This is a genomic window from Pseudomonas sp. 1152_12, assembly GCF_052850675.1.
In genome coordinates, this window is the sequence record NZ_VXCW01000013.1 from 46,060 (window position 1) to 68,606 (window position 22,547).

The following is a 22,547-nucleotide window of genomic DNA, read 5'->3' on the forward strand; positions in this document are numbered from 1 at the left end:
CAAAAAACCTTACAAACTAATCTGCTGACGCTCCTCATCCGTCAACCGCGCCCTCGCCTGTTCGCTCAAAGGCCCCGCCCCCAGCACCTGCACCGGGCTGCTGGGGTTATACCCCGAGGCCTGCGGCTGCGGTTCACGCGGTACCGGCTCGGTACCAAAGCTCAACACCTCCACCGTCACGATCGACGCCCTGCCCTGCTTCGCCGCCGCCTGCTGGCTGCGCGCCGCATCCTCAGCCGCCTGGGAGGCCGCCGCCCCCGCCGCACTCGCCGAGGTCATCGCCCCGGTGTTCACCGCCGCCGTCACCGGCACCCCGGACGACTTGCCCTGGGTTTGGATATTCGCCGCATTGACCACCCGCAAAGCGGCGATGTTGACGTTGCCGGAGACTCGAATGCCCGCCTCGCCCGCGTCAATGGTGCCCGCCGGGGCCAACAGGTCAATGTCACCGGCCGGGACTTCGGCAATCGGTGCCAGGGTGGCAATACCGGCGCCTGCGCTCGGCACGTTAGGCGATAAGGCCACGTTGCCCCAGGTGTCATACACCCGCTTGGGCGGGGTGTAGAGCACAGTAGTTTTTGAGCCACGGCCAGCGTTGATATCACCGAGATTGGACCAAGCGAGAATCGCCCCGCCAAAGGTCGTCATAATGCGGCTCTGGCCCAACAAGATGCTGCCCTGGGCATATAACTCGATGTCCCCGGCACCTTGGGTCAACACACCAGCAGTGGCCGGCGGTGCGGTGCCTTCAATACCGAACACTTGCTGCCCGCCCGGGCTGAGCATCTGGATATTGCCACCAAACAAGGTATGCACCCCGGCACCGCCATACAGGGTGATGTCGCCGTCATACACGATAGGGTTGCCCGCCACGTCCTTGCTCGGCAACAGCGCGTCGATGGCCGCGCGGCTGCGCACAAAGCTGCCGGAACGCGGGCCTGCGTTCAGGTTGAATTCACGGCCGCCCTCGCGCACTTCGGCGAAGTAGACCGAGCGCGCGAAAATGCGTTGTTGCTCAGGGCCCAGGCCGGCGAAGTACGCCCGTGCCTGGTCGGCGTCTCCGTTGAAGGCATAGCGCTCATTGAGCCATTGCAGCAGTTCGGTCTCGTAGGTTTTCGCCACCTTACCCGCCTGCCCGGCCAGGGGCACACCGTCGACCGACTGATTGGCGCGGTCCAGGTAGGGCGTGACGAACTTCAGGTAATCCAGGCCATTGAGGCCTACCCCAGCCTCCAGCACGATAGACGCGCCAGGGCGTGAGTCCCCCGCCGCCACTGGGCCCAGGCTGGTGATAGAGGCTTTGTCTTCCATCAAGAGATTGCGCCCGGCGCTGACTTCCAGGGAACCCGGGCCGGCGACGTTGAAGCTGCTGTACACGATGTCGCGCCCCGCAGACACCACCGAGGCATCCTCAAGACGGTTGTGCACGAACAGGTTGCCGCGGCTTTCGCCTGCAAAGTCGCCGCTGTAGCCCGTCAGCGTAGGAACCGCCGTCGACGAGCCCAGATACGTGCCTGAGCCGACAATATCGCGCCCCGCCTGCATCCATACCGGGCCTGCCGACTCATAACGAACTTGCCCCTGCCGAGTGCCGCTGAACGTGATGATCTCACCGCTGCGCAAACCGACAATGTCGCCTTGACGGGCGTAAAACCTGGCCGGTTCTACCTGGGAATCGGGGCGCGCGAGAGCGGTCGGGCTACGGAAGGCAAACAGGGTGAGCCCCTGCTGGTCGTTGCCATGTACCGCATCACTGCCAAGGTTGTTGATGGCACTGTCCGCCGAGCTGGCAAACGCCACTGCCCAAGGCGTCGGTATTGATCCCAGGCTTTCAGCTGACTGATTGACCGCATAACCACTGGCGTAGATAGAATCCCCCGCCAACATCGCCAGCCGGCCTTTGCTCGACGGCGCCAGCAACAGCGAATACGTAGGGGAATTAGGTGGCGCGCCAGCACTCAATGCAGATGGGCCGAGGTAGATACTCCCGTTGGCAGCCACCACGCCGAGCTTGGAGGGGAAGATAAAGCGCCCGTCCGTGCTGGAGTAATTCTGCCCTTGCAGGGGAGCAATCCCTCTCCCCATTGACACGCTCTGCACGCTCGGCGTCAAGCTGCCACCTGCGGAGAACAGGTCGATGGCGGTACGCTCGGTCCACAAGGAGAACCAGGTAACGCCACTGCTATAGTCTTTGCCGTTGTAGCTGAACGCCTGGTTGTTTTCGGTCAAAACACGCCCCGGATCGCCCGTCCCTGCCAGCACCAGATCCCCTCGGGTCGACAGGTTGGCCGTGGCGTCTCCCAACATCAGCGTGATCCCACCGGTGGCGGTCCCCAGGCTCGCCGTATAGGGCGAATAAGCCCGGCTTTCCTTGGCATCCTGATACAAACTCACACTGCCATAGTTCAAGGCGATGCCACCCAGGCTACCTGCCTGCAGGTTCACGGCGCCACGCAGGTTGGTAAGCACACCGTTGAGGCTAAGCACCTGCTGTTTATAGTCGGCTGACAGCGTTTCAGTTCTGTTTGCCAGGCTCGCACGAGCGTCCAACCCAGGGTTTAAATCGCCTCCCATGCGTACATCCAGATCACCGCCACCAGTCAGCAACAATTGACCATTCGCTACACGTCCAGTGCTGCCCACAGCCAACGCCAACCCTTCGCTGCGCGGTGCCCGAAACGCTTCGCCACGACGGGTTAACGTGCCGGCATCGCTGCCCAAATCCAGGGTCAGGTTGCCTCCGCCCAAGGTGCCGACACCGGTGAACCCCACCAGACGCGGCAGCAGGTTTATCTGGGCACTGTCCTCAAACTGAAGGTTGGCGCCGCTGATGCCCCGAACGTAAGTACCAAAGTTGATCCACCAACTGGTCGGCACAGGGGTCACACCCGCTGTAGTGCCCGTCCCTTGGCGCCACAACCAGTTGCCCAGGTTCGCACTGCTGAGTTGACTGCGAGCGTCATTGGGATACGGCTGGCCTGTGTTCGTCGACCAGGCATCCCCCGTCAGGCTACCCCCCGTGCGCAACAGCAGATTACCGCCCCCGTCTGGATACCAGGCGGCGTAAGGGCTGGCGCTGCTTTCATCGACCAAGGCTTCATACGCCTTAGCCGCACTGCCCAACACCGTTGCGTCCGCCGAGGGCGCGCGAGCCCGGTTAAAGTCGGCGGCGGCACTGCCTGCACGAGCAGCACTGGAAGCCCCTGCGGTGTAAATGCCATAAGGCGATTTCATCGCCACATTACCCGCCGCGATCAAGTCCAGATCACCCGTACCGGTACGCAAGACACTGAAGTGCTGGCTCACGGGCGAGACCAGCTTCACAGGCCCAACCGTCACTTGCTCGGGTATCGCCGGGATCGGTTCGCCCAAGGAAACGCACATATCCGGGTCGCAAATGCTTTCGTCCTGAGGCGATACCGGCTGGCCGGGAACAAAGCCGAAGAGCTCTCCGAGCTCACTCCACACGTACTTCACGCGAATACACATGTCCGGCTCATCACACGACCCCCACTCAGACTCCGGCACCGGAGTGCCCGCCTCGACGCCGAACAGCTCGCCGGCAAAATCACTCCAGTACCAGGCCCCACCTGGCCGAGCCGGTTGCCCCGGGATGATGATTTTGTCGTGGGTTTCGTAAATGCCGTAGTGCGTGTCGGCCAGGGTCAGGTCGCCAGCATAGGCCGGCTGGATCGCACGCGTATCCGCAGCCTGGGTATCGGCACCGGAAACCAGGCGCAATGACCACGACTGCGAGCCCTCGGCCAGCATCGGCGCCACGGCCCAGTTCTGGCGCGCGGTGGCGCCGGTCACGGTGCGCAACGGCACCGACACCTGGCCAGTGGGCAACTTGACGTCGGTGCCGTAAGGAATTAGCGCCCCGACCTTGAGTGCCAGGTTGCCGGCCAGTAACACACCATCGGTGGCACTGCCCGTCACGGCCCCACGGCTAGGCAATGGCACGCCCGCTGGCCAGGTCATGGCGCGCAACGAAGCCGCTCCGGCCAATACCGTGCCCGCGTCCAGTTGCGTACCGGCCGCCAGCACCACCGGTTGTTGCAACAAGGTGCCGGCCGCATACAGCAGGTTGCCGGCGCTGTCGCGCACTGCCGCGCTGAGCACGGTGTTGGTCGGCAGGGTCAGTGGCGCGTCGAGGGTGCCCTGGGTCGGCAGCACGGTGCCTTGGGCCAGGGTGGTGGCATGGATCGGCAGCGGGTAGTTGAGAGTTTTGCCCGTGGGGAACGCACTGCCATTGGCGAGTACCACACCAGGGCCAGGCACAATCACATCGGCCCCGAACCCTTGCAGCCCCGGGGTCAGCACCCAGCCGTTATCGTCCGGGGTCCTGGGTGGCGGCGCAAAGCCGTCGTTGATACTGCCGTATACGTCCAGATTGCCACCGGCACGCACCACCAGGCTGCCCACTTCGCCCGAGCCGTACACCGAGGTCTTCGGCGTGTTGGGGTTGACGCTGGCGTAACGGTAGCCGGAAAGGTCCAGGTCGCCACTGACTACCAGGTCGCCCTGGGTGACGATTTCCACACCGGGGCGCAGATGGAAAGCCTCGGTATAGCGACTGTTGTTCAATCCCGCGAGCTTGCCCTTCATCAGCCCGGTGTTGTTCAAGGCGTTGTTGATAAAGGCTTCGGCAAGGTCGTGCTTTTGCTTAAGGTAATTCTGGTCAATCACCTGATACGGTCGGCCACTGGCCGAAGGCTCGGTGCCCACCGGAGCATCGGTGTAACGCGCCACCGCGTTGACCGCAATGGCGCGAGCGCCCTGAATGTTGACCTGCCCATTGGCATCAATGGCCACGTCATTGGCATTGAGCCGTGGTGCATTGAGTTCCACGGTGCCACGGGCCACGCCGTCGTATTGCCCTGGGCCACTGCCCAACGCCGCCGCAGTGCCGTGGCGCAGGTCGATACGCGCGCCTTCGGCCAAGGTCATTTGACCGTCACCGCTATTAAGCTCGACGATCGCCCGGTTCGGCGCGTCGATGATCTTGCCGTAACTGTCGACCCGCAAGGCCGTGCCATGCGCATCCAGCACCGCGCTGCCGGCAACGGTCAGGCCCTGCTTGGCGGCCAGGCGAATGCTGCCGACCCGCTCACCACTGGCATCGATAGTGCCGAGTACCGTCAGGCTGCCGTTGTCCACCGAGACATTGACTTGATTGGCCTTGAGTTCATCGCCAATTACCAGGTTGCCCTGTTTGAGCTGGAAGCTGCGCGAGCCAAACACCTGGCCCTGAGTCAAGCGTTGGTTCAAGGCAGCGAAATCCCCTACCTGCTGCGCTCGAATATCCACCCCACCGGCCTTGTACGGCACCAGCGTGCCGCCTGCGTCGTAATAGCCGCTGCTGCCGGCACGAACCTGCCCTTGCAGGTCGACCTGGCCCGCACTGGCATCCACCGCCACGGCTTTGAGTAAGCCGCCTTGGTTGAATTGCGCGGATAGATTGATCAAAGAGCCCGCCGCCTGACGGATGTTGCCGTGACGGCTTTCAAGGCTGACATCACCGCCCCAGCTGTATTTGCTCACATCGTTGATCTGCACTTTGCGACCACTGAGGTCCAGGCGCGAAGCTGAACCTAGGGTCAGTTCCTCATCAGCGCTGAGGGTCAGCTTGCCGCTGGGTAGCACCACCGAGGTATCCAGGGCAACGCTGCGCCCGGACAGCAGCAACTCCGCACCCAAGGCGTCGATGGCCGCCGTATCTACCGGCGCCGTCCCGCTGGCTGGAGCCTTCACGGTCAACGTACCACCGGCGGTGATGCGATTGACCGAGCCGGCTTCCCCGGTCAACAACGGCGCGGTGATGTTCAAGTCACCGCCACTGTAGGCGAAGCCTTTGCCCGCCTCAAAGCCACCTTGAGACTGATGCACCGCCAGGCTGCCTTTGTGGTTGGCCGTGATACGTTCGCTGGCGTTGAGGTTGACCGTGGCGAAGCCCAAGGTCATGCGCCCATTGCTGGCCAAACTGTCGGGCTGGGCATCGCGGCCGTAGCCGAACGCGATGCGCCGGGCTTGCAGCTCCAGAGTGCCGCTGCCGGTACCCGCGCCCTTGCTGATAACGGCTGGCGGCGTGCTGGTGGCCCCCCCCCAGACCAAGGTGCCGGTCTGGATCAGCGCCACATCATTCGCGCTGCCATAGCCGTAGATCGCCGGGGTGGTCAGCAGCAGTTCATCGAGCAGCGACTTACCCGAGCTGTCGAGCGTGCTCAGGGTGGTACTGCCATAGAAATTCAACGACTGCCCGGCGGTCAGCGCCAGGCTTTGCAGGGCCGGCGCACCGGTGGAAGGATCGCCGCGCAGCAAGCGGTCCAGCACCTGCTGATTTAGGCTCAGACCCGCCGGCAACACACCACGCGCAGCGGCGTCAGCCAGTGCCTCGGCATTGCCGACGTTGATCCCGCCCACCGCCAGGGCCAGATGGCGAGTGCCGTAGCGCGCGCTGTCGTCCAATACAAACCGTTGGGTGGTGGCAAAGGCAATCGTGCCCTCGGAATACAGCGACGTGTCACCGCGACAAGCACCTGAATTGCACTGGCCGATGAGGAGGCTGCCCGGCCCTATATCATTCGCACCGCTGACCGGCGCCAACATCTGCAAACGCCCATTGGAGACTGCCAGCACGCTGCGATTGCCCGGCCGATAGATAAACCCATCGTCCGAATCATAGGCGGCCTTGCCGAGCCCCAAGGTATTGATCGATGCACCTTGCTCGACCTCAATGGCTCCTGAGGTTCTTCCGGAGATCAAGAACACTTCCGGCGCAGCGAGGGTTGCGCCCTGACGCAGCACCACTGAGCTGGCAGTAGTGCTCGAGTCAAACCCCACGAAGTTGCCACCCTGCCCATACACCACCGTCGCTTCACCGCCAACCACCAAACGGGCAGCGCCCAGGGCGTTCAAATCGCTGGCACGCACCGACACCATCGACGCAGCGGTGCTGGCCTTGGCGGTATCCGCGATCAACTCGATAGCGTTGCCGTCACTCACCAGCGCAACGGTGGCCCCAAAACCGCCTGCGACGGGCTTGAAGCGCCCTTCCCCCTTAAAGCTGAACCCCAAGTCTTTTTGACCCGGGACCCATTGCAACCTCAGGGTCTTCGCATCGGCTTCGAGTACTGCCCGTGGTACACCTCGCCGCGCCGCGTCAGCACGCACGAAATCTGCATAAGACGTCTCGTTGAACTGGGAATAGCGGCGCAACACATCAGCTGGGGTGACGATCACCTGACTCGACAAACTGTCACGAATCCCAGTGCCAGCAATCGACAGGAAGCCCTCGGTTGACCAGGAACCATTATTCATGAGCGCGGCTGTCGCCATTGCGCCGCTGGCGAACGGCGTCGCTAACCCATTGATCTCCACTCTGAACGCCCCTGGCAACAGGGCGTAAGTGGACGGCAGCAAGGTATAGGTGCCCGCCGGCAAGCCCGGTACACCGGCGCCGATATTAATCTGCTGGCCTGCCAGCGGCGCAGACGCGCCCGCTTCGCCAGCAACGGGCGCGGCCCCTGGCTGAACGCCGGGAACAATCGCATAGACCGGGTTGGTCGCCAGCGTCGGCAAGGTAAAGCGTCCGTCCGCGCCGGTTTGTACCAAGGGGTTATAGCGCGCATCGGTGGAACCGCCGCGCCCGGAGACAAACGCTGCGCCGAGCAATTGGCCGCCACCGGAAAGGTCCAGCACCGCGTCCTGCTGCACATTCATCGAGCGTGCGACCAGATGCACGCCCACCGCCAAACTGCCCGTGCTTCGGGTGCCGCCGACGCCCAGCAGTTCGACTTGCTTGCCGTTGTACTGCCAGGTCACACCGTCGACTGTCCCGCCATAGGGCAGTACCAAACCGCCGGCGCTGACGGAAGTCAGGCTGCCCGGCAACAGATTGATCACTTTGGTTGTGCGAGTGCTGTCGGCGCCCACGCCCAAGGTCAGCATCCCCATGGGCGCCCGTAACACCCCACCTTGCTCGATAGTCGAGGCACTCAATAACAAGCTGCCGAACACCGAATACGGCAGCGCCGGGGCTGTATTCCCGATCCGGCCAATGCGCAAGAGACGTGTTGGGTCATAGTCGCTGTTGGGCCCTGTGTAACCAGCCGTGATCTCGGCAACGGCGCCGGTCGACGGGTAAATCTGCGCCGCCGTCAGGCTCAAATCAGCCTGCGTGGTCAACGTGGTTTTGATCTTGTCAGGGCTGCTGGCCAGTAAGCGCAGGTCGCCCTGGCTGACCAGTTCAGCCTGATCGAAGGCGCGCCGATCAATGCCATTGGCCAAGGCTTTGGAGCGCTCGGCATGGGCGCCGATATTCACGCTGTCACGCACATCCAACACGTTAGCGGCTTCAACACTCAAACGGCCCGCCGCAACCTGCGTGGAAACACCACCCTGGACCGTTGGTCGCACCGCGCTGTCGCTGCCGTTCGTGCTGCCGCCCACTCCGGCCAAACGCACATAGGGTGCAGCCAACACCACCTGGGACTGCCTCGCGGCGCCATCGGTCAAGGCCATGGCACCTGAATACAAACTAAGGCTCTGCCCCAGACGCAGGGACACGTCACCGTCGAAGCTGATCAGGCCGTTGCTCAGCAGCGACACGTTGTCAAAGCCACCTGCGGTGACCTGGCTGGCCGCCAGCCGGGCATGACCGTAGGTCAGCCCGCCCGCGACCGATTCAGGCGTACTGCCAGCCGGCAACGGTGTACCTGAATCGGCCGCACTGACGATCAATTCACGCGCCTGGCGCACACGGGCAGCAGCGGTATCCAGGTACAGCGGCGTTTCCAAGGCAACGTTCAAGCTACCGCCAGCCGCGCCAGCGCCGCCGCCGCTGGCCCTGAGCGTGCCCTCCAGATAGAGGCCATTGTTGGAACTTAAGGAGATGCTGCCGCCACGGCTGGCAATCACACGTGAACCAGCACCGGAAAGGTCCAGTACGGCCTGGCTGCCGGAGGCGTCAAGGCGTGCGCCTTCACGCACCACCACAAACAGGTTCGCGGCGCTGGCAGTTCCGGTGACCGGGTCGAGCGCCCCACCGATCACGATAGTGCCACCCTGGCCCACTACGCCGTAGCGCCGCCCAAGGCTGTCAAGCGCCGTCGCTGCACGTGCGGCCACATCCAGCACGGCGTGCTCACCGACCCAGATCGAACGGTCATGCCCTTGGGCTTCCACGGCATTGGCCACGGTGGGCTGCACGCTGACGCCGCCCAGGGTGATATTGCCGCCCCACGCATTCAACCTGCCGTCCACCGTCAACTGACCTATACTGCGCACACCGATGGCCTGGCCGGGATCGACGTTGATCACCGTGTCCTGGCCAATGCGCGCCTGCACTGCTGCCATCTGCGCCGCCGTGGACAATGCGGTGCCAGCTTGCAGATTCAGGCTCGCGCCTTTGCGCAGCGTCAACTGGCCTTTGGTGGGGGTTTCCCGGTATTGCGGCGGGGTCCAGATTTGCAATGCACTGCGCGGGTCTGCGCCGCTCACAACGTTTTGCGCGGTGTCATTGAGGCGGTACACCGGCGCGGTGACATTGACCTGAGTGCCATCGGCAACCAGCAAACGTTCATTGCCGGTAATGTCGTAGGCACTAAAGCCTTTGTTGAAAAACCCACTGCCGAGTTGCAGCGTGCCCGCCTGGGGCGCGACCGGCTGATCACTGATCAGCACCTTGCCGGCCTGTACACTCAAGCGCCCGCCACCGCTGACTCCGTAGCCAAGCAACTCGCCGTTGAGTCCCAGATTACCCCGGCTGTCAGCGCTGTTGGCGTTGGCTGCCAGCGTCAGGTCCCCCCCCTTGCCGCCGATCAGTTGGTTCCTGGCGTCCAGGGCCGCGCCGGAAGACACGTCCACCCGACTGCCCGTCGCCAGCGTCACGTCACCACTGCTGCGCAATCCCACGCTGCCGCCGTTGAGGTAGGGCAACCGGCGGCTGTCGCCCGCGCTCAGCAACAGGTTGCTCCAAAGGCCACTGGTGTCCAAAGACACGCCAGTGTTAACCGTCAAGCGGCCGCGCCCGCCGAGGGTCACGTCGGCTATACCGGCGGGCGTGATCTGCGCCAATACGTTGCCCAGTTGCAGGCTGCCGGAATGCGCGGTCAGGTTGGCGTTCACCTCGACCTTCGGCCCAAACAGGGTAATGTCACCGGCCGGTGCCACTTCCAGCGCGCCGTTGACCAGAATCGAGCCGGTGCTGGCGATGTTGATCGACCCCAGTTTCGTCGCGGTCAAGGCGTCGCTGTCCAGATACAGCGTGGACGTCCGCTCAGCCGGCAGCACGCTGTTCAACGCTAACCCGGCCGCGATAGCCGCGCCGCGTGGCCCCAGCACCACGTTTTTCACCGTGTTGGCATCCGCGCCCAGGGCGTATTGCAACTGAGCCTTGTCCTTGAGGTAATACGGCACGTAGCTGCCGACCATCAAGGCGGCGCCGCGCGCCACGGCTTTTTGCGATTGCAGATAACCGTCCAGGCCTTTTTGCGCGGCCTGGGTCTGGCGATCGCCTTGATAGGTGTCGCCGACAAGCTGCCCTTCCAGCACGGCGCTGGCAGTGCTGACGACCAGGCGCCCGGCATCGCGACCCACGGTGTAGCCAGCTTCGCTGCGCTCACGGGGGGCGATCAACGGGTTGTAGTAGTAGTCGGTCACGCCCCAGCGCTGGCTGTGGTCTTCGTAACCCTTGTAGATCCCGGTATAGAGCAAATCCCCCGGCGCGCGGGACAGTTCATACAAGTGCCCGTCAGGGCCTTTAAGCCAAGTTTGCTTGATTTTGCCAGCCTGCACGTCGAGGGTGCCGCCCGACAGGTTGATCTGCGAACCCTGCTGGGTGACAACGTCCTTACCGCTGAACGTCACCGTGCCGCCTTGGGCCATCCATTCGCCAATCCCATGGTTGCGAGTGCCCAAGTAACCGCCCACCTCGAGCAAACCGCCTGCGGTGTACCAGCGGTCGGTGGCATAGCCGTTGGTGCCAGCCGGGACAAAAATCAGCTCGCGAACATCCACCCACACATCGTTGTTATTGAGGGCCTTGCCGTCACGATTGACCGACGCATCGCGCTGCTCGTTGCCCTGAATGTTGACCTTGACGCTGTTGGACTCCATCGCCAACTTCACGCCAATGGCACCGGCCACGTCGATCATCGCACCGTCGCGCAGCAGGCTGCGCTGCGCAGCCTTGACGCCGACCTGGCCGCCGGTGGCCAGGGTCAGGGAGCCGCTGCGAAACTCCACCGTACCGTCGCTGGTGATTTCCACCAGCGACTGGTCGCGACGGTAGACCTCAGCCGGCACAACGTTGCCGGCCACGTCGATCGACGGTGTGATCAAGCCGGCACGCTGGCTGTCGAGGGCGTTGCTGCTGTCGAGCAGAATCGCGCTGAGGCTGCCCTCCCCCAAGGTCACGGCGGCGTTGTTGCCCGTGCCCTTCAAGTGCAGGGTGCCCCGCGCTTCCACCGAAGAGCTGGTGAGCAACACACCGTTTTGCAGCACCTGCTGGCCGGTCAGGCTGATGTCACCGGTGGATGCCTGAATCAGCCCGCTGTTGCTGACCTTGCCGGCACCCGTGGCGCTGACTTCATTGCCACGCGTAGTCGAGGTGACATTGCCGTCGGTGCTGTAGCCCTTCTTGATCACAAAGCTGTCACCCGCCGCCAGGGTGGTCTGGCCCCGCGCGGTGGAAATGCTCCCGGCGTTCTCCACCTCTTTACCGAGCAGCAGCACATAACCGCCGCCCGCCGTCGACGCGGCCGGCACCTGGGTCTGGATTTGCGCGCCGCGCTCGACCGTCACGTTGCCAACGGCCTGGGCAAAACTCGCCGCGGTATTGCTGGAGCTGTACAGGCCCCGGGCGCTGAACTGTTCATCGCTGAACCCGGTGGCCGCCGCCACCAGGTTACGCACATTGACCTGGCTGCTGCCGCTGAACACCACGCCGTTGCCATTGACGATCATCACCGTGCCGTCAGCCTTGATCGCGCCTTGGATCTGGCTCGGCGCGGTGCTGTTGTTAATCTTGTTGAGCACCGCCCAATCGCTGTTCTGCTGGAACTGCACGGTGGTATCGCGGCCAATGTTGAAGGTTTGCCAATTGAGGATCGCCTTGTCGGCGGTTTGCTTGATCGACACCAGTGTCTTGCCGTTGGCATCGGTCTGCACAGGCCCTTCGGCGTTGACGAACAGCGGTTTGCCGTCGGCACCGATCACCACATTCAAGCCATTGCCACCCAGGCCGTTGTGGATGGTCTGCGGTCCCGCACTGGCGTTACTTCTGGCTGCTGCCTGTGCGGCCTGTTGCGCGGCAATCGCAGCGACACTGGTATTGAGGTTCTGCAAGGAACGCTGCAACTGTTCGTTACCGTGCTGCTGCTGGGACAACGGCGGTGGCATGCCTGGCACCACCGCACCAGGGCGTACGCTGCCGGCGGCCTGCGCCGCGCCCTTGGCGGCAAACCAACCCGAACTGAACGCCTGGGGCTGCGCCGCGTGCGCGCCACCGGCAAACACCAACAGCGCAATCACCTGGGCCAGGGGCTTGAGGAGCAACACGGGACCTGCGGTGGCAGGCACCTTGGCGGCGCGGGAGGCAGGCGGCTTCAGTCGGGAACGCATCACTTACAGGTCCTTTTGACGGGGCAGGCGAACGAGGCGCGCAAACACTGCGCAGCACGTGTCGGGGTTATTGCTTAAGGCGGTTGCCGGGAGGCGCGACCGAACTGTTGTCACACAATGTTCATGCGGTGCGGTTCAACTGGCGTATCGGGAGGGGAAAAGACAAAACCGGCAATGACGCGAAGTCATTGCCGGTTGTGGGGCAAACCCTGTCGAAACGGGGCTTACAACGGACGGCCAATACCGTTGCAGGTGTTGGTGTCGCCCAGACGCAAGGCGCTGGTGGTGGCGTAGAAGTTGTCGTAGACAGCTTTCTGCCAAGTGGCGGACAGTGGGATGAACGAGTGGCTGCTGATGGCCGCGTTGTTCACGCCAGTGTAATGGCGGTTCAAGAAGACACGGATACGTGTGGTGTCAGTGGTGTCTTTGTAGCACTGGCTGAACACCAGGTTGGTGTAGCCCACGATTGGATAGCCACCCGCCGGGTTAGTGAACGTCGGAACCCAGTTCAATGGGTTGGCGGCCGCAGCGGTGCCGGTAGCAGGAGGCTGAATGGTATCGAGGGACGCTTGAACGTTGACCTCAGTTGGCAGGAAGCCGTTGACCGATGCAACCGCAGCGGCGTTGTTGAACTGCGCATAGTCAGGGCTGACGTAACCGATAGCACCGTTGTTGTTGGTGATTGCGCTGGCGACACCTTGGCTGCCAGCGACGGCGATGTAGCTCGAACCTGGCGGAGCGTTGGTGGCTGGGTCAAAGCCAATAGCGGTGACGAAGCTGTTGCTGACAGCCGGAACGGAAGCAGGTTTCACCGCTTTGAGGTGGTTGGTGAAAATCTCGGTGGTACCGCTGTTTTCCTGGCGATAAACCACTTTGATCTGCAGGTTTGGACCGGCAGAGCCGTCGAATTGCACTTGGTTCCAGTTAGTGATTTTACCGGCGAAGATGTCAGCCAACTGATCGCTGGAGAGCTTCAGCGAGGTTTGACCGTCGATGTGGTAAGGCACTGTCACCGAGGTGGCTTCAGCCGGGATCTGGATCAGCGGGCCAAAGGCGGCGCGGCCTTTAACGGCGTCGTTGTTGTAAGCAGTCAGTTCGGCGGCGCTGACGATCGAGTCGCTGCCTGCGTAGTCAACGCTGATGCCGGCGGCCAATTTCAGCTTGGTCGAATCATTACCGAAGAAGGCCTTTTTGCCGTCGCCGCTGCCGACGCCGATGTAGGCGTTAAAACCTGGGATGGAGGAAGCAAGAATGCCGGTACCGGTGGTGGTGCCGTAGAGTTTTTCCGGCAGGGTGGCACCGCCACCGACCACTGCGGCCATAGATTGGGCCGAAGCCAGTGCTGCAACTACCAAAGAGGCCGCGATCATAGTGCGCTTAAACATGAAGAATCTCCTTTCGTCGTGTTTGTACGTTTGGGGTAGAGGGCTCTTGCATGACGCCATGGCTTGGGCCCCGAGCCTGGGCTACCGCAGTAGCGCCGGGGGTGGCGAGGGGTGAGGCCATGGGTAGGCAATTTCGCAGCATCCGATGACAGCAAAAGGAAAAAACCTCGGGAGGAAACGCTTGATTTTGAATAAGATTCTCGGGTGTTTTGGTCATGCTTTTGAGCGTTTTCGGCACAGGTGACAGCGAGGTTTCATCACGCACTTTCGACCCTGGGCTGCAGGCAGCGCAGGCCATGTGCAAGGGGTTGGAAAATGACAGAACGAGGAACCCGAGGTCGGTCGGGTGGCCTAGGTGACCAGCTGATTTATTTCAATGATCGGCAGCAACACCGCCATCACTATCACCAGCACCACCGCGCCCATCACCACAATCATCAGCGGCTCAAGCAGTGCAGTCATGCCCATGGCGCGGCGCTCGATATCCCGGGACAAGGTCTGCGCCGCGCGCTCAAGCATCGGCGGCAGCGATCCGGTTTTTTCACCGCTGGCGATCAAGTGGATCAACACCGGAGGGAAGACCTTTTCCACGGCCAGCGCCGGGGCCAGGTTGACACCTTCGCGCACCTTGGCGGTGGCGTCGTTGACACACTGGCTCAGGCGATCATTGGATAAGGTCTGACGCGCCGCCTCCAGGGCGCGCAGCAACGGCACCCCGGCACCGCCGAGGATCGCCAGCGTGGAGGCAAATCGTGCGGTGTTCAGGCCCAGCACAAACCGCCCTATCAATGGCAGGCGCAGCACTCGGCTGTGCCAGTTCAAGCGTGCCACCGGGTTGCGCAGGTACAGGCGCCAGCCCCAGAAACCGCCGACGATCCCGGCAAAACACAACCAGCCCCAGGCGCGGATAAAATCGCTGGCGTTGAGCATCGCCAGGGTCAAGCCCGGCAGGTCCTGGCGAGCCTGGGAAAACGCACTGACCACCTGCGGCACCACGTAACTGAGCAGGAAAATCACAATACCGATGGACACCAGGCCGACTACGCCGGGGTAGATAAACGCCGTCATGATCTTGCCGCGCAGGTTGTTGCGTTCTTCGATGTAGTCGGCCAGGCGCTCCATGACCTGAGCCAGATCGCCGGACTCCTCCCCGGCCGCGATCAATGCGCGATAAATCGACGGAAAATCCCGTGGCCGCGCGGCCAACGCGTCAGCCAGGCGCATGCCGCCCCTCACATCGGCGCGCACGGCGGCCAGGGTCTGGGCGATATGCTTTTTCTCGGCCTGCTCCACCGTGGCACTCAGCGCCGCTTCCAGCGGCAGGCTGGCCCCCAGCAAACTTGCCAGCTGGCGCGTGGCCCAGGCCAAATCGTTGTCCGACAACTTGGGCGTAAACACGCTGCTGCTACCGCCCGCCGGCTGATTGCCGTCGAGCTGCACCAGCAAGGCGGTCAACCCTCGGCCACGCAAGTTGGCAAAGGCGGCGCTCTGGCTGTCGGCCTCCACATGCCCGGCTTCGACTTTGCCGTTGGCATCGGCGGCCTCATAGCGATAGCGATTCATCAGGCGTCCCGTGTCACGCGCAGAATTTCTTCCGGCGCGGTGGCGCCGCTGCGCACCCAGCGCTCGCCATCTTCACGCATGCTGAACATCCCGGCGCGGCGTGCGGCCACACGCAAGTCCTGCTCGCCAGCGCCCTGGTGGATCAGGCTGCGCACCGCGTCGTCGACACAGAACAGCTCATGGATACCGGTACGCCCGCTGTAACCGATCTGGTTGCAGTGCACGCAACCCACCGGGCGCCAAGTGCCGGGCGCGGCCGGGTCCTCTTGCTTGCAATGCGGGCACAGGCGTCGCACCAGGCGCTGGGCCAACACGCCCAACAGTGACGAGGCGAGCAGGAACGGTTCGACGCCCATATCGATCAAGCGATTGACCGCCGACACGGCATCGTTGGTGTGCAGGGTGGCGAGCACCAAGTGACCGGTCAGCGAGGCTTGCACGGCGATTTGTGCGGTCTCCAGGTCGCGGATTTCACCAATCATGATGATGTCCGGGTCCTGACGCAAAATCGCGCGCAGGGCCAGGCCGAAGGTCATGTCGATCTTGGCATTCACCTGGATCTGGCTGATGCCCGGCAAATCGTATTCCACCGGGTCTTCCACGGTGAGAATATTGCTGGTGCTCGCATCCAACCGCGCCAAGGCGGCGTAGAGGCTGGTGGTTTTGCCGCTGCCGGTAGGCCCGGTGACCAGCACGATACCGTGGGGCTGGCGAATCAACGTGTCGAGGCGCCCGAGCAACTGCGCCTCCATGCCCAAGGTCTCCAGTTGCAGGCGCCCGGCCTGTTTGTCCAGCAAGCGCATCACCACCCGCTCGCCGTGCCCGGTGGGCACCGTGGACACGCGAATATCAATCGGCCGCCCTGCCACGCGCAGCGCAATACGGCCGTCCTGGGGCAGGCGTTTTTCCGCGATGTCGAGCTGGGCCATGATCTTGATCCGCGACACCAGCGCCCCATGCAACGCCTTGCGCGGCGACACCACGTCCCGCAAGGTGCCGTCGACGCGGTAGCGCACCACCGAATGGGTTTCGTAGGGCTCGATATGGATATCGCTGGCCTCGTCCCGCGCGGCCTGAGTGAGCAAGGCATTGATCATACGGATGACCGGCGCGCCGTCCTGAGTGTCCAGCAGGTCGGTGATCTCGGGCATGTCTTGCATCAGGCGGTCGAGGTCGACTTCGTTTTCAGCAGCGCCCACCACCGCAGCGGCGCTGCCGGTGTCGGCATAGGCACTGGTGAGCAGGCCGTCGAGTTCGTCGTCACGCACTTGCTCCACGCGCGCCTGCCCGAACTGGCGCTGCACTTCGCTGATCGACCAGCCGGGGGTTGAGGGGCACACGGTCAGCAGCATGCCCCCTTCGCCGGGGCGCAGGAGGATGCGTTGGGATTTGGCCCAGGCGTAAGGCAGCAGGCTCATTGGGTGGGCCCTTTTTGGGTGTGTGCATATCCGTTGTTGCGGTAACGGCTTGTATTGGTTCCGCCCTTACGGCGGGTCACTTTTGGAAAAGAGCCCCAAAAGTAACCAAAAGGGCTCTTGCCCCACCACTCGGCACCTCGCTTAGGCTCGGTGTGCCCGCACGCAGGCTTGAATCCGTGGGCCGCCGCGATGGGCCATCCTTGGCCCAGCGCGGCTAACCCGGCGTCCTGCCGGGTTACCCACGGATTCAAGCCCGCGTGCGGCCAGCGTGGTTTAACGGGGCGCCTAAGATCAAGATCACCAGCAAGATCAAGATCAAAAGCACAGATCAAAAGATCGCTGACTTCGTCATCGCAAAGGCTGTAAGGGCCACAGCAAAAACACAGCAAAGCAAAAACACAGCGCTCTTGACCTACACCACTCAGGTCGGCTACCAGGCCGCCGTGCCCTGCTTTTGATGTTGCTTTTGATCTTGATCTTGATCTTGATCTGAGGCGCCCCGTTAAACCACGCTGGCCGAACGCAGGCTTTGGAGCGTGGGTAAACCGGCAGGACGCCGGGTTAGCCGCGCTGGGCCAAGGATGGCCCATCGCGGCGGCCCACGCTCCAAAGCCTGCGTTCGGGCACACCGAGCCTAGGCGAGGTGCCGAGTGGTGGGGCGAAGACCTTTTGGTTACTTTTGGGGCGTTTGCCAAAAGTGACCCGCTGTAAGAGCGGAACCCTAAGTCGCCGTTACCGCAGCAAAGGATATGTACACCGAAGAAAATCATGGAGCAGGCACCGCCCGAATCACCGCCCGCGGCCCCTGCTGCTGCCCAACCCCAGGAATCGCCTTCTCCACCGAAGGCAACTGCGGCGCCTGCACATCCGGCATCGCCCAGCTGCGCTCCGGCTGCAACCCACCCTGCGCCCGGCGCATGAACTCATAGCGGTTCAACGTAATACTGCGCCCCGCCCCACTGTCGCGAATAATGTAAGGCCGCAAAAACACCATCAAATTGGTCTTGCTCACGCTGCGCTTTTGATTGCGAAACAACGCCCCCAACCCAGGGATATCCGAGAGCCACGGCACCGCATCACTGCTCTGGCTGTACCCGTCCTGCAGCAACCCACCGAGCACCATAATCTGCCCGTCATCCAACAAAATACTGGTATCGATCGCACGCTTCTTGGTCACGGTGCCCGCATCCACCGCGGCGCGTGTGTCGACGCTGCTGACCTCCTGGTAAATATCCAGCTTCACCGTGCCCCCCTCGGAAATCTGCGGCCGCACGTTGAGCTTCAGCCCCACTTCTTCACGCTGCACCGTCTGGAACGGGTTGCTGCTGGTGCCCCCGCCACCGGTCACATAACTGCCGGTGACAAACGGAATGGTCTGCCCGACAAAAATACTCGCGGCTTCGTTGTCCAGGGTCAGCAGGTTCGGCGTAGACAGCACGTTGGTGCCGCCCTTGCTCTTCAGCGCCCGGGCCAGCACCTTGAGGTCAAGCACCTTGCCGATCCCTGGAATGTCCACGCTGCCGTTGACCACCCCGATATTCAGGCCCTTGGGCAACACATCAAGGCTGGTCTTGCCGGTGCCAACCACGCCACTGCCGCCCAAGTTAACCCCGCCGAAACCTCCCTTGCCACCAAGGTTGCCGGCCTGCCACTGCACACCGAACTCACTGGCATCATCTTCGCCGACCTCGACGATCAGGCTTTCGATCACCACTTGGGCACGGCGCTGGTCGAGCATGTCGATGACTTCTCGCAGGTTGCGGTACAGCGGGTCAGGCGCGGAGATCAGCAAGGTGTTGGTGGTGGCGTCCGCCTGGATCGTCACGCCGCCGGCACTGAACGCCGTGCTCTGATCATTGGGGGTGGCGCTGGTGGTTTGCTTGCCCTGGCCGTAGCTCGATTGCACACCGCTGCCGGTGGGCGTGCCACTGCTGTTTTGCGGGGTATTGCCTTGATTGCTCTGGCTATTGCCACCCATTGCGCTGAGCTTGCCCCGCGCCTCGTCGCTGGCGCCGGACTCGCTCTCACCGGTCAGCAAGCCGCGCAGCGACTGGGCCAACTTGCCCGCCTGGGCGTTGCGCAGGTACACCACATGCATGTTGCTCGGGTTGCTTTGCGCGTTGTCGAGTTTGTAGATCAGGTTACGCGCAAGCTCGGTGCGCTCGGGGCTGCCGGAGCGAATGATGATCGAGTTGGAACGCGGGTCACCGATCACATTGATCTTCTGCGTCTGGTCGGCGCCTTGGGTGTCCAGCAGCTCGGCGACCATGGCGGCGATGTCCACGGCGATACCGTTCTGCACCTTGACCACGTCGGTGTCGATGGCGCTGGGAGTGTCGATGCCGTCGATGATCTGCGCGACCCGCGCGAGGTTTTCGGCATAGTCGGTGATGACGATGCTGTTATTGCCGGGGTAGGCATTGATCGGGTTGTTCGGCGACACGATGGGGCGCAGTACCGGGATCAAGTTCACTGCGTTTTCGTATTGCAGGCGAAACGTGCGCGTCTGCATGCCACTGCTGCCGGCGCTGTAGATCGGCCCGCCAAGCAATTTGGCATCGGCCTCCGGCACCACCTGGGCGACGCCGCCGACGTCCACCACGCTGAAGCCCTGCATGCGCAGCGCCGCCAACAGCATCTCATAGGCCTGGTGCGCGGGCACCTGGCCTTCGCTGACCAAGGTCAGGTTGCCCTTCACTCGTGGGTCCACCAGAAATTGCTGGCCGGTAGCGCGGGACAACGCGCGCACCACCGCCTGGATATCCGCCTCGACAAAATTCAGTTGCACCGGCTGGTCACCCAACGGGTTACGCGCCTTGAGTACCGCCGGGGCATGGCCGCGGGCACGCTGGGTGATCGGGTGTTGCACCCGCGGCGCGGGGGCCGGTTCGCGCTGGCGATCCAGCACGGTCTCGCCACTGCGCCGGGTATCGGCTAACGGCTGACCCAGTTCGCTGTCCACCAGCAATGGCGTGGGTGCCTGTGGCGAGCTACACGCGCTCAGGGCCAGCAACAGCAGCGGCGCGACTTTGCGAAAAGGCGCGGGGTTGGAGACTGACCACTTCATGAAGCTTCCTTAGCGCCAAGCGCCTGATCCATGCGAACGGTCCCGGACACAATGCCGGTCGAGGGGGCGGTGGCATCCACGGCGCGCTGCAAGCGCGCCTGCGACACCTCCAGGGAGAACGCGCGCGGAGTGCCCAGCAGCCAACCCACCACGAGGTCGGCCGGGGCGCTGTCGAAGCTCAGGCGCCAACTCCCCGACTCCAGCGCCTGTAACTGGTAATGCCCTTGCAGGCCGGCGCCATCCAGGGCCTGGCGGAGCGCAGCCTCATCGGCTTGCCGAGGGGCAACGACGTCCTGCAACAGCACTTGCAAGGCGGCGGCCTGGGCGCGTAGTTTCGGGGTTTCGGCTTGCCAATAATCGATCTTTTTCAAGGCCGGTTGAACCAGCCCCCAGCCGATTATCAGGCTTGTCACTACCAGTGCGGCCCCGGTCAATAGGCGTTTTTCGCGCAGGGCCAGGCCGCTCCAAAACAGGAGGAGCCGGGCGCGCAAACGCCGCCACTTATTCATCCCCGTCTTCCGGATTAACGGCGCTATCCGCAGGGCCGAGGGTCCAGCCATGCGCGTCAGGGGTTGCAGTAAACCCGGCCTGGGTCAGCGCCGCTTGCCACGCATCTTGCCCCGTGGCGCGGCGACTGTCGGCCAGCAGTGCCAGGTGCAGGCGCCCCTGCTCGAAGGTCAGGCTATCGACGCTGCCGACCATAAATGTCAAGTGGCTGCCGGCTACTTGCAACAGGCTGGTAAAGCGCTGGCCAGGGTCGGCCATTGCGCCGCCCTGGCGCGCGACCAACTGTTGGCGGGCCTGCTGCAAGGGGTTGAGGATCACCGGCAGGTCAGGGAAGGCCTGGCGCACTTGCTGGCTCATCAGCGCCTTAATGCGCTGGCCTTCGTCCTCCTGGCGGGCGGCATACAGGTTCAGGCCCAGGGTCCAGATGCCGGTGGCCACGGCGACGCAGGCCACCGCCCGGCCCCAACCGCCGGTTGACGGTTGCCTGAGGCGGCCGTGCAGCCCCCAGGCTGGCAGTGCGCCACTCCAACGCTGCGCCGTCGCCGCTAACTGCACGTCGAACCGTGCGTCCAAGGCATGTTGGCCCAGCGGATGCACAGTGCCGTGTTGCAGGCTATGCCGCGTGAGCAAATAGCCCTCGTCCATGGCCGCCACACCCACCGGCAACGCAAACGGCGCCGGGTACAGGCCACGCAGTTTAAGCGATACTTGCGTGAGCATCTGGCTCAGCCGCTCAACCCCCGCGTTGGGCACCCAGGCCACCGGCACGCAGCCATCGCTGTCACGCGGGCCGTGGGCAACTTGCATCTGCTCCAACGGCCCGAGGATCAACGCCTGCGCCGCACAGGCCACGGCGGCGGCGGTTTTAGCCGGCGCCAGTGGCGGCACATCGAGGCCGGTCAGCAGGCTGTCACGCGGGTGCAGGAAACAGTCCACTGCCTGCCGGGTTTTACTCAGTTGCTGCAAAGTGCCCTGACCTTCAGAAACCACTGCACCCCGCTCCAGCCAGGCGAATTGCACCAGGCTATTCACGGTCAGTTGATCGAGCGGCGGCAAGCCAATACGCAAGCGTTTCATACGCCCACCCGCGACCAGATCACCTGGGGTTGACGGTCTTCAGGCCGGTGCAATAACGCCTCGATTGTGACCCGCCGCTGCTCACGGCGGGCCTGGCCCTGCAACCTGAACCATTCACTGGTGATGCCCACCTGCACCGAGTCCACCGCCACTTCGGGCATGCGCAGCCGGTTGACGAAGTCCCCTCGGTTGATGAACCAGCGCCCGCTGTCACGCTCGGCCACCAGCGTCTGGGCCTGGGACACGCTGAGCTGCGGCACCACCGCACTGAGCACTTCGGCGCCGGCGGTATTGCCATTGACCCAAGTATTACCGGGCAGCACGCTGACAAACCGGTGCAGGCGCCGCAGCAGTTGCGGGTCAACGCCTTCAAGCGCGCTGAGGTCTTCCAGGCTGCGCAACATCGGGTATTTGGCAGGTTGTAATTGATCCTCCGCGTCCTTGCGGACAACACGCAGGTCATACGAGGCGAGCACCCGCCGGCTGATCCGTTGACTCACGGCGGCGTCAACGCCGATCAGGCGGCACAGGCGCTCGAAGTGGTGTAATTGATCGATATCCGGCTGCTGGCGATTGACCAGGTTGCGCAGGTTGAACTTGCCCTGTTCATCCTCCAGCTGGCCCTCAAAGGCTGCGCGCTGGGCACGCGCCCAAGGCTGGTCGAGGCGTGTCAGCACGTCCTTGCGGCGCGCGTCCCACAATAACTGCCGGCTCTGTTCCAACCCGCCCAGCAATAGCCATTGCCCTTGCGCGCGCAATTGCTCGGCCTCAAGGCTGCGGGTGAATGTGCTCTGGCGGGTGAGCATGGCGGCAGCGATCACCGCCACCACCGCGGCGATCAGCAATGCGCTGATAATCGCCATGCCGCGCTGCTTCGCCACTGCGGGCGAATACCGTTTCATCGCG

The 22,547-nt window shown here is 63.3% G+C and carries 8 protein-coding genes; all 8 read right to left on the minus strand.

The window, feature by feature from the left end:
- Positions 1-9: 9 nt before the first annotated feature.
- A complete protein-coding gene (locus tag FW764_RS22570; RefSeq protein ID WP_446435782.1) occupies positions 10-12,624 on the minus strand; it encodes a filamentous haemagglutinin family protein in 12,615 nt (4,204 codons plus the stop codon).
- Between the two features lie 224 nt (positions 12,625-12,848).
- Positions 12,849-14,009 carry a substrate-binding domain-containing protein gene (locus tag FW764_RS22575; protein ID WP_446435783.1) on the minus strand — a complete coding sequence of 387 codons (1,161 nt, stop codon included), beginning with the start codon at positions 14,007-14,009 and terminating at the stop codon, positions 12,849-12,851.
- Positions 14,010-14,360: 351 nt separating this feature from the next.
- Positions 14,361-15,572: a type II secretion system inner membrane protein GspF gene (gspF, locus tag FW764_RS22580; protein ID WP_446435784.1), complete on the minus strand. Its 1,212-nt coding sequence runs from the start codon at positions 15,570-15,572 to the stop codon at positions 14,361-14,363.
- Complete coding sequence (gene gspE / locus FW764_RS22585) at positions 15,572-16,990, minus strand: type II secretion system ATPase GspE (protein ID WP_446435785.1); 1,419 nt, start codon at positions 16,988-16,990, stop codon at positions 15,572-15,574. The genes gspF and gspE overlap by 1 nt, the downstream gene beginning before the upstream one ends.
- Before the next feature lie 766 nt (positions 16,991-17,756).
- Complete coding sequence (gspD, locus tag FW764_RS22590; RefSeq protein ID WP_446435786.1) at positions 17,757-20,057, minus strand: type II secretion system secretin GspD; 2,301 nt, start codon at positions 20,055-20,057, stop codon at positions 17,757-17,759.
- Positions 20,054-20,566, minus strand: coding sequence for a type II secretion system protein GspM (gene gspM, locus FW764_RS22595; RefSeq protein ID WP_446435787.1), 513 nt, complete (start codon positions 20,564-20,566; stop codon positions 20,054-20,056). The genes gspD and gspM overlap by 4 nt, the downstream gene beginning before the upstream one ends.
- Positions 20,559-21,641 (minus strand): type II secretion system protein GspL, encoded by a 1,083-nt coding sequence (gene gspL, locus FW764_RS22600; protein ID WP_446435788.1) that lies wholly within the window; start codon positions 21,639-21,641, stop codon positions 20,559-20,561. Before gspL ends, gspM begins: the two co-directional genes overlap by 8 nt.
- Complete coding sequence (gene gspK / locus FW764_RS22605; RefSeq protein ID WP_446435789.1) at positions 21,638-22,543, minus strand: type II secretion system minor pseudopilin GspK; 906 nt, start codon at positions 22,541-22,543, stop codon at positions 21,638-21,640. The genes gspL and gspK overlap by 4 nt, the downstream gene beginning before the upstream one ends.
- Positions 22,544-22,547 lie beyond the last annotated feature (4 nt).

Coding starts and splice junctions, on each gene's coding strand:
- FW764_RS22570 (WP_446435782.1), bottom strand. CDS start 12,624: ATGCGTTCCCGACTGAAGCCGCCTGCCTCCCGCGCCGCCAAGGTGCCT.
- FW764_RS22575 (WP_446435783.1), bottom strand. CDS start 14,009: ATGTTTAAGCGCACTATGATCGCGGCCTCTTTGGTAGTTGCAGCACTG.
- gspF (WP_446435784.1), bottom strand. CDS start 15,572: ATGAATCGCTATCGCTATGAGGCCGCCGATGCCAACGGCAAAGTCGAA.
- gspE (WP_446435785.1), bottom strand. CDS start 16,990: ATGAGCCTGCTGCCTTACGCCTGGGCCAAATCCCAACGCATCCTCCTG.
- gspD (WP_446435786.1), bottom strand. CDS start 20,057: ATGAAGTGGTCAGTCTCCAACCCCGCGCCTTTTCGCAAAGTCGCGCCG.
- gspM (WP_446435787.1), bottom strand. CDS start 20,566: ATGAATAAGTGGCGGCGTTTGCGCGCCCGGCTCCTCCTGTTTTGGAGC.
- gspL (WP_446435788.1), bottom strand. CDS start 21,641: ATGAAACGCTTGCGTATTGGCTTGCCGCCGCTCGATCAACTGACCGTG.
- gspK (WP_446435789.1), bottom strand. CDS start 22,543: ATGAAACGGTATTCGCCCGCAGTGGCGAAGCAGCGCGGCATGGCGATT.